This window comes from Nitrospira sp. (assembly GCA_029194535.1).
Classification (GTDB): domain Bacteria; phylum Nitrospirota; class Nitrospiria; order Nitrospirales; family Nitrospiraceae; genus Nitrospira_C.
The window spans coordinates 881867-896881 of record JARFXR010000002.1 but is presented as its reverse complement, the minus strand read 5'-3'; the positions used below and the strand labels follow the sequence as shown (position 1 = coordinate 896881).

The window sequence follows — 15015 nt, the reverse complement described above, 5'->3', positions numbered from 1 at the left end:
AGTTTCCCTTGGGCGAAACGCGCGTTGACCTCCATCATCTGCTGGAAGACCTGCGTGATGCCTATCCCGGTGCGCTGGAAGAAACCATCCTCACGGAAATCGTCGCCAACTCGCTGGACTCCGGCGCGACGTTGTTGCGGCTTACGGCTGATCCCGCCGCCTCGACCCTCACCATCGTGGACGATGGTTCCGGCATGCGACGAAGAGATCTCGTCCGCTACCACGATCTGGCCGCCAGCACGAAAACGCGCGGCCATGGGATTGGGTTCGCGGGCGTCGGGATCAAGCTCGGTCTGCTCGTATGTGAGGACGTCGTCACCGAGACGCGGCGTGGCAAGGAACATGTGGCAAGCCGCTGGCATTTGGCCGGACGGCACAAGGCCCCGTGGAAATGGATTCCTCCGTTGGGGCTGGTCGCCGATCATGGCACGGCGGTGCAACTCAAGTTGCACAACGCGCTCTCGCCGCTCCTCGATGACGGCTACCTCGAAGGGGTGCTACGCCGGCAATACCAACCGCTGTTGGAGCCGGAGTTCGACGAGGTGCTCAGCGCGCACTATCCAAAAGGCTTCCGGTTCGAGGTCAACGGGCGGGTGCTGATGCGTCAGCATGCTGCCGGCGCCGATATGTCGAGGCTGGCGATTTGTCTGGCGCGCAAGCGCAAGCCGACGGCGGTCGGCTATCTGGGGCGCAGCGAGTCTCCGGTTCCAGAAGATCAGCGCGGTCTGGCGATCAGCACCTTCGGCAAGGTCATCAAACGCGGATGGGACTGGCTCGGCATCACGCCGGCCGCGCCGGACCGAATGGCGGGGATGATCGAGGCGCCGGCGTTGGCTGCCGCCCTCACGCTCAATAAGGGAGACTTCGTCCGGGTGGGCGCGCGCGGGGCCTTGTACCTGGGTTATCGCAAGGCTATTCAGGAGGCGGTCTCGCGGCAGCTTGTTCATTGGGGCGACGTTCGTGAAAGCGGCGACAAGGCTGGTCGCCGCGCCGTACGGCCCCTGGAGCGTGATCTGGAAACCGTCCTGGTGGATCTGGCCGAAGAATTTCCACTGCTGGCATCGTTGGTGGAGCAGCGGGCGGGAGGCCAGAAGCGTCTGCCCATCGGACGACCCGAGTCGGCCGAAGACGGGCAGACGCTCCTCGCTGAGTCGGTCATGAGCGGTGCGGAAGTTTCCGAGGAGGCGGTCACTGTTCCGGAGATGCCGCCGGACGCGAGCGGAATGCCGGAGTCCGACGAACAAGCGGAAGAGGAGGCGCATCCTCAACCGGAGTCTTCGTCGGGCGTTGCGGTTGTGCCGGGACCCAAAGGCCGGTCACGACCTGGACGTTATGGACTTACCATCCGGTTCGAGTCGCACGAGGGAGACCCGGATCTGGGCCGTCTGGTCGAATCCACGGTCGTCATCAACGACGTGCATCCAGCCTATCGCCGCGCGGTCGCCTCTCGCTCGGAAGGCTACCACATTGCGCTCGCCGTCTCGTTGGCCTTGGCTCGCCTAGCCGTGCCGCCCGCTGAAGAACACGAATTCGTGACGTCCTTTCTGACCCGGTGGGGCGAAGCCCTCGATGCGAACCGCCGCAGATCCCGCAAACGTCCGTAACCCTCAGCTCGAATTCTCTGCATACTATAATCGTACGCCGATGGTACGATGACCACTCACTTGGTCTCTAGTTGTCTCCAAACGGGTCGAAGGAAAGATCGTGAGCGGGTGCGGATTCTCCGAGAGCAGGCCACGTTGGATGATGAGGATCTCGCCACGGTTCTCCGTCGGCATCAACTACAAGGAAAATGGAAAGAATCGACCACTTAAGTCCGGAAATCGAAAAGCTCTTTCGCGCCAAAGAGCAACGTCGGGCTAGCCGTCAGGCACGAGCATCGATTATTTTTTCTCTCTCGGCCCACCGCAAACCGCACATTCACCGATCGGGCAGCCGGGATCGGCGTGAGGATTATCATGAAATCGTCCGGCGCGCTGGACCAACCCATTGCTCGACCACCTGCTTGAGTTGGCTCGCATCGAACGGTTTCAGAAGATAGGCATGGGCTCCGGTCCGTATGGCGACGAGCGCGCGTTCACGAGCCTCCGCGGCAGTAATCATGATCACCGGCAAGCCGGGCTGGTCTTCTCGGACCCGATGAAGGACGTCGAGCCCCGTCACTTCCGGCATTCCGATGTCCAGGATCAAGCCGTCAAATTGTTCTGCGCGCAACGCGTCAAGCGCCTCACGCCCGTCACCGGCAGTCCGAACGCTGTATCCCTCGGAGGTCAGCCGATCCGACAACAGTTGGCGGATATCAGGATCATCATCGGCTACCAGCAGACGCTTGCTCTTTCCGGTTGCCGCCGGCGCGCTTCTTTCCTTGGTCCGCGGGATCGGGACAGTAAAGGCGAACTCTGATCCCTTGCCCACCTCGCTCCGAACCGTGACGGTGCCGCCGTGTCGTTCGACCAGGTCCTTGACGATGGAGAGCCCTATGCGATGGCTTCTCACCTGACTCTTCCCTGGTCGCTCGATTCGAAGGGATGAATCGAAGAGTTTCGGGAGCGCTTCGGGTGGGATCCCTTCCCCCGTATCGATCACTGATACTCTGGCACGGTGCATACTCTCTAGTTCCACCTTGACCAAGACCGACCCTAAGGGCGGAGTATATTTGATCGCATTGTCGATCAAGTTCACCAGGACTCGACTCAACCGATCGGCGTCCGCCCAGACGGTGATGTGCTCATCCACGCACTGTACCGCCAACTGTTGTCGCTTGGTCATCGCCAGTGGCCTCGCTTGCTCCACCATGTCACGAACCAGAGACGCCAACGAGACTTCCTTCAGGTCCAACGTGATCCGGTCCGGGTCCACCAGCAGATCCAGCAGATTGTCGACCAGACGCCCTAATCGGCCACAATTGGCGATGATTCTTGTGAGATACTGTTTCTGCTGGTCGTTCAGCGGGCCGGTCACCCCGGCCAACATATTATCGACAAACCCCGTCATGCCTGCGAGGGGAGTCCTGAGATCGTGTGAGACTCGGGCGAGAAACTGTTCAAGCGAGGCGGTGCGTTCACGCACTTTCGCTTCCAGATCCCGGTTCAACTCCTCGATCCGGCCATAGGCGCGGGTGTTGTCCAGCGCAATCGCGACCTCGCTGGCCATCGTGCCCAATAAGTTCAGGTCGTCTTCCGTGAGGGGCGGTCCATGAGTACGATCGGCGGTCAGGGAGCCAAGGATCTCATCCTTCGCTTTCAGGGGCACCGAGATCAGCGACGTGACCTTTGCCATGGAGGCGAGCCGCTGATTGAGAGGGTGGAGGCGGTGCCAGACCTGTTGGATATCGCCGGCGAGAATCGGCTCGCCCTTCAGTAAGACCGTACCTTCGAATGTCTCGGGATCAACGACCGGAACCTCCACCGAACGGGCGTATGTCGCGATCTCATCGGACACTCCGATGAGGCGGGCGTCATGGCTCACATGTCGCGAGGGGTCGTACAGCGCGAGCATGGCCCGGTCATAGCGGAGTTTCTCGACGATGGTCTGTAATACGGTTGTCATCAACGCTTCACGGTCGAGGGTGGAAGTAAAGAGCAGCCCGGTCTCGCGCAGCGTGGTCAATTGATCCACGCGCCGTTGAAGCTCTGCGGACAATTGCTGCTGTTGCGCATACGCGCTCTTGAGTTCCTCGAACCACTGATCGAGCGACTTTGCCTGCTCTTGAATGATTTGTTCGCGCTGTTCAATTTCTTTGCCGAAGCGACGTCCGGCGCCCCATCCGACCGGAAACCAGGCTCGGCGCGCGCTCCGACTCCAGGCCACTTCCCATTCGCAATAGTCCTCGCCCTTCGCGGCGCAGCGCAGGTCCGTTACCTTCGCCTCCGGGAGGGCATGGAACATCTTCGGGACTCCGACGAAGTAACCCTTATGGGCGTTACACCAGTGCTCGGCACAGGCTCTTCGGTAGGGTCCAAACTGCCGAATGGTCCGCTCGTTGAATCGCATTTGAATGATCGCCGAGGACTCAGAGACTCTGACGGCTTCGGTATAAAAGGAGTCTTTGGCGTATCGCTGCGCGAAATAGGCGGACATCCTATAGATCTGGGGAACCGAGAACGGCCTGCCTAAGGTGGTGATGATCGGCGAGATGGCCTTTTGCCGAGCCATGTTGAACAGAAAATCCCGATCTCCCGAAATGTCGATACAGGCCTCAGCCATGAAGGAAGCGAACTCGGCGGAGTAGCTATTCCAGGGATTGCGAAGGAACGGCGTCGTGACATGGTAGGCTGGATCCGGAATGAGCCCGTTCAAGCGATGGATCAATTCCTCGACCGCGCCTCGAGCCGCCTCAGCGCCCTTCCGCAGACCCACGTACGCTTCCAAATATTCCACGTCTGCCCGGATGACCACTCCGCTGAGATCGCGAATGACGGTTCCATCACGTTCTGCGCCGAAGGGCTGGAACTCCATCTTGCCCTTCTCGGTGATGCGGTGTTCATTCGACAGGAGAGGGGAGACCGCCGCTGATTCCGCCGGTTGTTCGGTCGAAACCGGATTGTGATGTAAAATACCTGGACCTCGATGCCGGCGTCTGTTGATTCCCGCGCCGCGTTCAAGCCATGTGAAGGGCGACCAGCCGCGAGGCCTTCTTTCAGACCAGATCACTTTCCACTCACAATACTCATCCCCTTCGGCCATGCAGCATCGGTCAGTGACGATCGCAGGCGGCAGATTGTGAAATTTCTCCGGAACTCCGGCGAAATAGCCCTTGTGGGCGAGACAGTACATTTTGGCGCAGGATCGAAGGTAGGGGCCAAACTGCTGCAAGGCACGGTCCGTGAACCGCATCCGGATGATCGCTGATCCGTCGGAGACTTCCATGGCATCGGTCAGGAAGGAGTCCTTGGCAAACCGCTGGGAGAAATAGGCCGACATTCTATAGATCTGCGGAACCGAAAAGGGCCGGCCGAGGATCTGGATGGCGGGGGAAATCGCCTTCTCCCTTGCATGTTGAACTGAAACTGCGGATCCCCCGAAATGTCCCAACAAAACTGAGTCAAAAACACTCCAAACTCGTTGGAGTAACTGTTCCAAAGGTTGCCAAGGAATTGAGAGGTGACGTGGTAGGCGCGGTCCGGCACACACCTGTTCAGCCGCAGTACGAGATCCTCGATCGCGCGCTGACCCGCCTCCTTTCCCTGCATCCGGCCCACCGACTCCTCCAATGAATCGACCAAAGCGCGGATGACCACGCCGCTGATGTCGCGAATCGGCGTTCCATCCGCCCGTCTACCAAACGGCTGGAACTCCATCAGGCCTTTCTCGGTGATGGGATGGTCTTGAGAGAGGAAGATCATCGATCGGCCCGCCTGTGGGAACAGGTGGCGAACACGCGCAGCGAAGGAAATGGTACGCCAGTCACCGGGACCTGTCCAGGGGCCGTGTCGCAACTCAATTGGACCCGAACTGCCGGGTGCCGTCCTCAGCGGCTGCGATCGACGTGGTATAATTCGCGTCCCATGTCCGGCTCCATCGTCATCAAGGGCGCGCGCGAGCACAATCTCAAGAACATCGACGTTCAGATTCCTCGCGACCGGCTGGTCGTCATCACGGGTCTGAGCGGCTCGGGCAAGTCGTCGCTCGCCTTCGACACGATCTACGCCGAGGGCCAGCGGCGCTATGTCGAATCGCTCTCCGCCTATGCGCGCCAATTTCTCGATCAGATGGGCAAGCCCGACGTTGATTCGATCGAGGGTCTGTCGCCGGCCATCTCCATCGAACAGAAGAGCACCAGCCACAATCCCCGTTCCACCGTCGGCACCGTCACCGAGATCTATGACTATCTTCGATTGCTCTTTGCGCGCGTCGGCCGGCCGCATTGTTTTCAGTGCGGCCAGGAGATCACGGCTCAAACCGTCCAGCAGATGGTCGATGCGATCCTCGCCTTGCCGGAAGGGATGAAGTTCCAGATTCTCGCGCCGATCGTCCGGGGACGAAAAGGCGAGTATCGGAAAGAGCTGCTGGAAATGCGCCGTGCCGGCTACGTTCGGGCCCGCATCGACGGCAAGCTCGTCGATCTCGCCGATGACATCACGCTCGACAAGCAGAAAAAACATACGATCGAGATCATCGTCGATCGGTTGGTGATGAAACCGGGCGATGCCCTGATGCGCCGGCTCGCCGATTCGGTGGAGACCTCCCTGAGACTGGCCGGAGGCCTGGTCGGGGTTTTGACCGAAGCCGACAAGACGATGCTGTACAGCGAGAAGCTGGCCTGTATCCGGTGCGGCGTCAGTTATCCGGAAGTCACGCCGCGCATCTTCTCGTTCAACAGCCCGCACGGGGCCTGCCCGGCCTGCGACGGCATCGGCTTCGCCATGACGTCGGACTGCCCCGAGGACGAGGACTTGTCGCTGCTGGAGCCGTGCGAGGTCTGTAAAGGGGCGAGGCTGCGGCCGGAAAGTCTGGCGGTGAAAATCGCCGGCCGATCGATCGCCGCCGTGACCGAGCTCTCCGTGCGGGCTGCGGCAGACTTTTTCAGTACGTTGAAGTTCACCGACAGAGAACTGGTGATTGCGCACCGCATCCTGAAGGAAATCCGCGAACGGCTCGGCTTTCTGGTCAACGTGGGGCTCGACTATCTGACGCTGGATCGAACGGCCGCCACGTTGTCGGGAGGAGAAGGACAACGGATCCGATTGGCCACGCAGATCGGATCGGGCCTGGTGGGCGTGCTGTACATTCTCGACGAACCTTCGATCGGACTGCATCAACGAGACAATCGCCGGTTGCTGCAAACGCTGCTTCGGTTGCGCGACTTGGGCAATACCGTCGTCGTGGTCGAGCATGACGCAGAAACGATGATGGCGGCGGACCACATTCTCGACATGGGGCCGGGCGCCGGTTCGCATGGCGGGCATGTGATTGCCCAAGGGACGCCACAGCACGTGATGGCCGACCCCCATTCGCTCACAGGCCAATATCTTCGCGGCGTCCAGTCGGTGTCGGTGCCGACGCGGCAGCGCAAGCCGAGAGGGTTTTTGTCCATCATCGGTGCGCAGAAACACAATCTCAAGAGCCTGACGGCACAAATTCCGCTCGGGCTGCTTACCTGCGTCACCGGCGTGTCCGGTTCCGGCAAGAGCACGCTGGTGCTCGAAGTGCTGTTTCATTCGTTGTCGCAGATGCTTGATAGGGCGTTTCGAGTTGCGAGTTCCGAGTTGCGAGAAAGACCCGAAACCCGAAACCCGAAACGGGCGACCCACCGAAACATCATACCTCTCGATGGGTGCAAAGAACTGCTCGGTGTGGACGCGCTCGACAAGGTGATCGACATCGACCAGTCGCCGATCGGGCGCACCCCCCGGTCCAATCCGGCGACGTATACGGGCTTGTTCGGATACATCCGCGACTTGTTTTCGAACCTGCCGGAATCCCGGATGCGGGGGTACAAGCCGGGCCGCTACAGCTTCAACGTCAAGGGCGGCCGGTGCGAAGCCTGCCAAGGCGACGGGCTCATCAAGATCGAGATGCATTTCCTGCCGGACGTATACGTGACCTGCGAAGTCTGCAAGGGCCAACGGTACAACCGCGAGACCTTGGAGATTCTGCACAAGGGAAAGAGCATCGCGGACGTTCTGAATATGACGGTCGACGACGCGTTGGAGTTCTTTGAGCACATCCCGCTCATCAGAGCCAAGCTGCAGACGCTGCACGATGTGGGGTTGCATTACGTGAGGCTCGGGCAATCGGCGACGACACTGTCCGGCGGTGAAGCGCAGCGCGTGAAACTCTCGCGCGAACTGTCGAAGCGGGCGACCGGCCGCACCATGTACATCTTGGACGAGCCGACGACCGGCCTGCACTTCGCCGATGTCCAGCGCTTACTGGATGTGCTGGATCGGCTGGTCGAAGCGGGCAATACGGTGTTGGTGATCGAACACAATCTCGATGTGATCAAGAATGCGGATTGGATTCTCGACCTCGGACCGGAGGGCGGCGACCGAGGCGGCGAAATCGTGGCGGAGGGGCCGCCGAAGGAGATTGCGAAGTCGAAGCGGTCGTATACGGGACAGGTGTTGAAGGAAGCGGGGCTGTAGGGGAGGGACGGAGTGACGAAGGGCGGATCTTTCGGGATTCACCATCAGGCAGTGGAATGTAGGGATCGGCTGCCCGCGCGCTCCGGTGCCTCAGGGACATGGCGTGGGTCCTGTCGTCGATCATTGCTCGTCCTCGCACCCCGCCCGGTGTAGGGACCCCGCTGCGGGCGAGCAATTGATCGACGCCACCCACAAGAGTAATAGGTACGTTGCCCGAGCTTCGGCACAGGTCGCGTACTTGGCATCCCATCCTTCCTCGATATAAAGGAAAGGGGAATGGGTGGCTAATGGCGCTTGTGACTATCAGCCGGTCTATCCTGAGGTCGAACATCCAGAAAGAAGGATAGCGGGGGTTTTGCAGTGGGTGGGGTAGAGAAGAGCGGTGGGTGAGCGTGCGACGAAGGGCGACCAGCTTCGGCTTTGCCGTAATGCAATGATTCGCTAAGCCGGTATTGTCCCCTGCACTATTGGCTGCGCGCCTTACCGGACGAACCGACGGAACGGCGCCCAGTGCCTTCACTGGCTGGTGAGCGGCAATTGACGCTACGGCGAACTCTCCATGCTCATCCCTTCCGTCCGCCTAAAAGGAAAAATGGGGGAGGCGGTGGCTGATGGTATCGATGGCCATCAGTCTCAGCCATATTTGAGCGAAGGTGTTTCTTGACAGAGTTCCGATAAGCGAGGATAGTAGCCGCGACCTTGGCCAGTTTATGCTGCGGAGTTCTCAGCCGTTCGTGTCAGCCTAATGGCTCTCCAACACTCGAAAGTATAAGTGGGAGAATGGACACCTTTTCGGCGGCCAAACGCTCGCGGATCATGGCACGGGTAAAATCGTCGGGGAATAGATCAACAGAGCTAAAGCTTCTTGCTCTCCTCCACAATGAGAAAATCACAGGCTGGCGCAGGTCCTATCCCCTCCTCGGTAAACCTGATGTGACCTTTCCTAGGAAACGAGTAGCCGTGTTTGTTGATGGTATTTTCTGGCATGGGCACCCTCGAAAATGCCGAATCCCAAAGAGCAATCGGCCTTATTGGAAAAAGAAAATAGCCCGTAATGTTGCTAGAGATAAATTCGTCACTGGTATGCTCCAGGCGAAAGGCTGGAATGTAATAAGGATATGGGAGGATTCCATTCAGAAACCATCAACCATAGCCAGATTGCTCAAGGCATGTAGCTGATATGAACAAAACACGAACAGTCGCGGAATTCTTTGCTGGAATCGGTCTCATGCGCATGGGGCTTGAGCAAGCTGGATGGAAAGTTTTATGGGCGAATGATATTGATCAAGACAAAATGAAGATGTATCGGGGGCACTTTGATGATGGAAGCGCTCATTTTGTCCTGGGTGACGTTCATGCGATCGCGCCACATGAAATACCTCCCGTCACCCTAGCTACAGCATCATTCCCATGCAATGATCTTTCGCTTGCGGGCGCGCGTCGCGGGCTTTCGGGCCAGCATTCAGGAGCATTCTGGGGGTTTGTCGACGCGATTCGTGGGATGGGGCGTCGACGCCCACCGCTATTGATGCTGGAAAACGTTGCCGGTTTTCTGACCTCTCATGATGGGAATGATTTTCGGGATGCATGTCTTGCCCTAAACGAGCTGGGCTATGCGGTGGACGCATTCATCATTGATGCGGCCCTATTCGTGCCGCAGAGCAGGCAGCGGCTATTTCTAATCGGAATAAAGGAAAAGCCTAAGTCGGATCGTTCGGCTGAGTCGCTCGGGTTTTATGAATCTCCGTGCCGACCTCAAGCACTGGCAGACTTTATTCTCTGGCATCCAGAGATTCGATGGTCGTTAAGAAGTTTGCCTAGTATCGTGGGAGCCAACTCAATGCTGCGTGATATCGTCGAGGATTTGCCGGCTAATTCACCTTATTGGTGGAGCAGGCAAAGAGCCGAGTATCTTCTCAGTCAAATGAGTGAGAAGCATCGTGCGGTAGCTGACAAAATGATCAAGGGCAAAACGATTTCATATGGGACGGTCTTCCGTCGAGTTCGTTACGGGCGTTCCATGGCTGAGTTACGAACGGACGGAATTGCTGGGTGTCTTCGCACACCCCGGGGTGGGAGCGGACGACAGATCCTTTTCGTGGCTGGCAGCAATCGCTACGGTGCGCGTTTGCTCACCCCTCGAGAATGCGCCCGTCTCATGGGCGCAGACAACTTCAGAATATCCGCTCCTCTAAATCAGGCTCTCTTTGGATTTGGGGATGCAGTTTGTGTCCCCGTTGTGCGTTGGATAGCGGAGAACTACCTGACACCTGCATGGAAAGAATTAAATGCCAAAGAGATCGCGAAAGAAAGATACGCCGCTGTCGTCTAAGCCTGCCGGGTTGCCAGAAGATGTTGCTGCCATACGCGCGGAGATCAGGAAGTTCTTCGCTAAAAAGGATGCAAGCACCAGACGAATAGGAGGCTTTAAGCACGGGGTCTATGCGTTCTATGACTATGACAGGGAGCCGATATACGTTGGACAAACCGAAGAAAAACTAAGTGGCCGCGTTAGTAGGCATCTGACCAACCAAAGAACCGATGCGGTTGCGATGAATGTGCTTGACCCCTTCGAGGTAGCCTACATTGAGGTCTGGCCTCTGGATGATCAGATCAAAGGCCTTGGCAAGACTGAAAAGAAGTCATTCTTGGACCGTGCAGAGTATACGGTGTTTCAGAAGGTCCTGAGGGAGTCAGCGCTTGGGGCCGTATTGAACGAGAAGGAAATAGCTCCCCGCGCTGAAGTCGCCCTGCCCATCTCACACAAGCAATGTATCATTCCTGAATCCATTTATGAGCATCGCAAACATCCAGATATCCGAATCGCTCGGCGTGCAACCACAATCGCGAGTTTGGCTCGCGTCATCAGTGAACGAGACGTGTCCGATGGGCTTCGGCGCACGCTTCTGACCCAGGCGAGAAGGTTAGAGCGGTTAGCCGCTCAGCGCATCCAAGAACTAAACATCACATCAGACTACAAGAAGCGCTAGCCAAGGTGGCGACGTTCCGGATACCACTTCTCCGCTTCGAACCGCAAACATTCCAATGTCTTCAGCGCAAGCTAGGATGCTGCTCGTACGTCTTCCCTTGGGACAAGTCAGAGTGGAAATCCTCAAATCTCAAAAACAGTGAGGTGTGCTGGATGCACACGATCCTGCTGCCGATCATCCCCAACTTCTTCATGACATTCGCCTGGTGGTGAGCATCAGAGATGAAAAGATTCATCCGTGTGAATCTCAAGCGCGACGCCAGTGGCGCCGAAAGAAATGATCTGGGCTAGATGATGTATGCCATGGGTGGCGTCCATTATCATGATAATGGACAACGATAGTGTCTAATATCATGACCTGGAGGGTATGGACGCCCCCGCCTCCTTGACCCACAAGAACAGTTGCCCTATCTCCTCTTCGGCCCCCGGCAATAGGGATAATCGATGCGTCGGACCGGGATTTGTGGGGACTCCGTGCGCTGCGGGAAGAAGGGCGCTTGAAACACTATGTCGTGGTGAGCTTGGAAACTACTCCGCGCCTGGTCGATGGGATCGAGATTCTTCCTCGGCAAGAGTTCCTGGGTCGTTTGTGGGAAGGAGCGTACTCATGAACGAAAGGGAGTCAGACTACCCCGGTCTGTAGTGGTCGTAATCATCGCATAAGGGACAGATTTCATGCACACGATTCTCTTGCTGACGATCTCGAATATCTTCATGACCTTTGCCTAGTATGGGCATCTGAAGTACGTGGATGCTGTCCTGAGGTGCCGACCATTGAGCTGGCTGTGTGCAAATAGTACGTGCAATTGGAGAGCGGCGCTTGCATTGTCGGAACAGGAAGTCTACGCTCATGTCAATTCCTCAAGGAGTATGACCGGGCAAGATTCACGCGATGGAGTTTGACTGGGATGAGAGAAAAGCTTCCGTCAATCTCAAAAAACATGGCGTCTCGTTCCAGGAAGCGGCGATGGTGTTCGGAGATCCGCTGGCGATCACGTTTCCAGACCCGGATCATTCGGAGCATGAGCCGCGTTTCCTAACCTTCGGGGTATCGCGGTCAAATCGGTTGCTGATCGTTGCGCATACGGAGCGCGCTGGAAAGACCAGAATCATCAGCGCGCGTTTGATGACGAAACAGGAGAGGATCATCTATGAAGAGGGTTAGAAAAACCGAACTGCGTTCGGAGTATCGGCGAGAAGACCTCGGAGAGGGTGTGCGAGGCAAGTATCTGAAGGCCTACAGGGCTGGAACAAATCTTGTCCTGCTCAGACCGGAGGTTGCAGCTGCGTTTCCGACAGCGCGGGCCGTCAACGATGCATTGTGGGCGTTGATCAAAGATGCCAGGCGGCGTAGGAGGTTGAGAGGGCGCTCGCCTCAATGGGTAAAGCGGCGAACGACAGCGGCGACGCGGTAGATCGATGCCGCCGAAAAAGAAAGAGCCGGTTAAGCCGAAGCCCTTTCAGGGCCAGGCGGGGGCGAGCTCCGCCGAAGACTTCGAAAAGCTCGGGGTCTTTTATCTCGGCCGTCCGTACGATCTCGCAGCCAAACAAGCCAAACCAGGCTGGTTGCTCTACGATTCCAAAGATCTGGTAACGCACGCGGTCTGCGTGGGCATGACCGGCAGCGGCAAAACCGGGCTCTGCCTCTCGTTGCTGGAAGAAGCGGCGATCGACAATATTCCGGCCATCATCATCGATCCCAAGGGCGATCTCGGCAATTTGCTCCTGACGTTTCCCAGCCTCAAGGGCGAAGAGTTTCAACCCTGGATCAACGAGGACGACGCGCGCAAGAAGGGCATGTCCTCTGCCGATTATGCCAAGGCCCAGGCGGAACTCTGGACGAAAGGTCTCGCAGGCTGGCAACAGGACGGCGCGCGCATTCAGCGCCTACGCGACGCGGCGGACTTTGCAATCTATACGCCGGGGAGCAACGCGGGCTTGCCCGTTTCCATTCTGAAATCCTTTGCGGCACCGGCGTCCGACGTGCTGAACGATGCTGAATTGTTGCGCGAGCGGATCAGCACGACGGTGACCAGCCTGCTGGGCCTGCTCGGGATCGAAGCCGATCCGATCCAAAGCCGCGAGCACATTCTCCTCTCGACGATTCTCGACCGGACGTGGAGGAAAGAGGAAGACCTCGATCTGGCCGCGTTGATCCAGGCGATTCAATCGCCGCCTGTGTCCAAGATCGGTGTGATGGACGTGGATTCGTTCTTCCCATCTAAGGAACGGTTTGCGCTGGCCATGAAACTCAACAACCTGCTTGCGGCGCCCGGATTTCAGGCTTGGCTTGGTGGCGAAGCGCTGGATATTCAACGGCTGCTCTATACCTCGTCGGGGAAGCCGCGCCATGCCATCTTCTCGATCGCGCATTTGAACGATGCAGAACGCATGTTCTTCGTGACCCTGTTGCTCAGCCAGATGGTCGGATGGATGCGGGCTCAGTCCGGCACGACGAGTCTGCGGGCCATCCTCTACATGGACGAAATCTTCGGGTATTTCCCGCCGGTGGCGAATCCGCCGTCGAAGGGGCCGTTGCTCACGCTATTGAAACAGGCGCGGGCGTTCGGATTGGGCGTCGTCTTGGCGACGCAAAATCCTGTCGATCTCGACTACAAGGGGCTGGCCAACACCGGCACCTGGTTCATCGGTCGGCTGCAAACCGAGCGGGACAAGGCCCGCGTACTGGAAGGGCTGGAAGGGGCCTCCTCCAGCGCCGGCAAAACATTCGATAGGGGACGGATGGAACAAACGCTCGCCGGCCTTGGCAGCCGAATCTTTCTGATGAACAATGTGCATGAAGACGAGCCGGTGGTGTTCGAGACGCGCTGGTGTTTATCCTATCTAAGGGGTCCGCTCACCAGAACGCAGATTACGCAGTTGACGGATCCAATGAGACGCGAAGCGTTAAGCGTGGAGCGTGAAACACCAGCATCCCGCTCAGCACTCAGCACTCAGTCCTCAGCACTGAAATCACGTCCTATGCTGCCTCCAGATGTGCCGCAGCATTTTGTGCCCCTGCGCGGGTCGAAACCGGAGGGGAGCGATCTCGCCTATGCTCCGATGTTGCTGGGCGCTTCGCAGATCCGCTTCGCCGACTCGAAAAGCGCGGTCGATCAGACGCAGGATGTGACGGTCTTGGCGTCGATTACAGAGGGACCTGTGGCGGTCGATTGGGACAAGGCGGCCGCTGTGGATTTGACGGTCGGGGATCTTGAGTCGTCACCGGAGGACGGCGCGCAATTTCTCGCCTTGCCGGCGTCGGCCGGCAAGGTGAAGAACTATGAAGGGTGGAGTAAGGATTTCGGTGGATGGCTGTATCGCACGCAGAAGGTCGAACTCTGGAAGAGCCCGAGTACGGGGGAGATCTCGAAACCCGGCGAGTCCGAGCGGGATTTTCGCGTCCGGTTACAGCAGGGGGGCCGTGAGCAGCGTGATAAGGGCGCGGATGCCCTGCGCCGGAAGTATGCGGCGAAGATCGCGAGCCTTCAGGACAGAATCAGGCGGGCTGAGTCGGCGAAGGAGAAACAGCAGGCCGAGTCGCGTTCCAGCCAAGTGCAGGCGGCCATTTCAGTCGGCGCGTCGATCCTCGGCGCGTTTCTAGGGCGCAAGACCATCAGCGCGGCGAACATCGGCCGCGCCACGACGGCGATTCGAAGCGCCGGGCGGGTCATGAAAGAGTCTCAGGACGTCGGAGCGGCAGAGGAAAACGTCGCGGCGTTGCAGCGACAGTTGGCCGATCTGGAAGCGCAATTCAAGTCCGAGAGCGAGGCTCTGGCCGCGGCGACCGATCCGCTGAACGAAAAACTCGAAGCGATTTCGATCAAGCTCACGAAAGCCAACATCGCCGTCAAGCTCGTCGCCCTGGCCTGGGTGCCTCAATGGAGGGATCCGCAAGGATCGCTGCGGCCTGCGTGGACGTAGCGGGCGGCTCCCGGC

7 protein-coding genes are annotated in these 15015 nt (G+C 58.4%); 6 read left to right on the top strand and 1 reads right to left on the bottom strand.

Annotated elements, in window-relative coordinates; genetic code table 11:
• The first annotated feature begins 8 nt into the window (after positions 1-8).
• Complete coding sequence (locus tag P0111_15665) at positions 9-1604, top strand: ATP-binding protein (GenBank protein ID MDF0645468.1); 1596 nt, start codon at positions 9-11, stop codon at positions 1602-1604.
• 352 nt (positions 1605-1956) lie between these two features.
• Here P0111_15665 and P0111_15660 read toward each other — a convergent pair whose 3' ends face one another.
• Entirely contained in the window at positions 1957-4923 is a 2967-nt protein-coding gene (locus tag P0111_15660; protein MDF0645467.1) for a response regulator, read from the bottom strand.
• A 584-nt stretch (positions 4924-5507) separates the two neighbouring features.
• Between P0111_15660 and P0111_15655 the strand changes: the two genes are divergently transcribed.
• From P0111_15655 to P0111_15635, 5 genes are all read left to right on the top strand, one after another.
• Entirely contained in the window at positions 5508-8087 is a 2580-nt protein-coding gene (locus P0111_15655; protein MDF0645466.1) for an excinuclease ABC subunit UvrA, read from the top strand.
• Between the two features lie 1180 nt (positions 8088-9267).
• The gene (gene dcm, locus P0111_15650; protein ID MDF0645465.1) at positions 9268-10419 is read left to right on the top strand and encodes a DNA (cytosine-5-)-methyltransferase; all 1152 of its coding nucleotides are present in this window, start codon (positions 9268-9270) and stop codon (positions 10417-10419) included.
• Positions 10376-11077, top strand: a complete 702-nt coding sequence (locus P0111_15645; protein MDF0645464.1) for a GIY-YIG nuclease family protein — start codon at positions 10376-10378, stop codon at positions 11075-11077. The genes dcm and P0111_15645 overlap by 44 nt, the downstream gene beginning before the upstream one ends.
• Positions 11078-11968: 891 nt before the next feature.
• The gene (locus P0111_15640; GenBank protein MDF0645463.1) at positions 11969-12241 is read left to right on the top strand and encodes a BrnT family toxin; all 273 of its coding nucleotides are present in this window, start codon (positions 11969-11971) and stop codon (positions 12239-12241) included.
• A gap of 254 nt (positions 12242-12495) precedes the next feature.
• Entirely contained in the window at positions 12496-15000 is a 2505-nt protein-coding gene (locus tag P0111_15635; GenBank protein ID MDF0645462.1) for a DUF87 domain-containing protein, read from the top strand.
• Positions 15001-15015 lie beyond the last annotated feature (15 nt).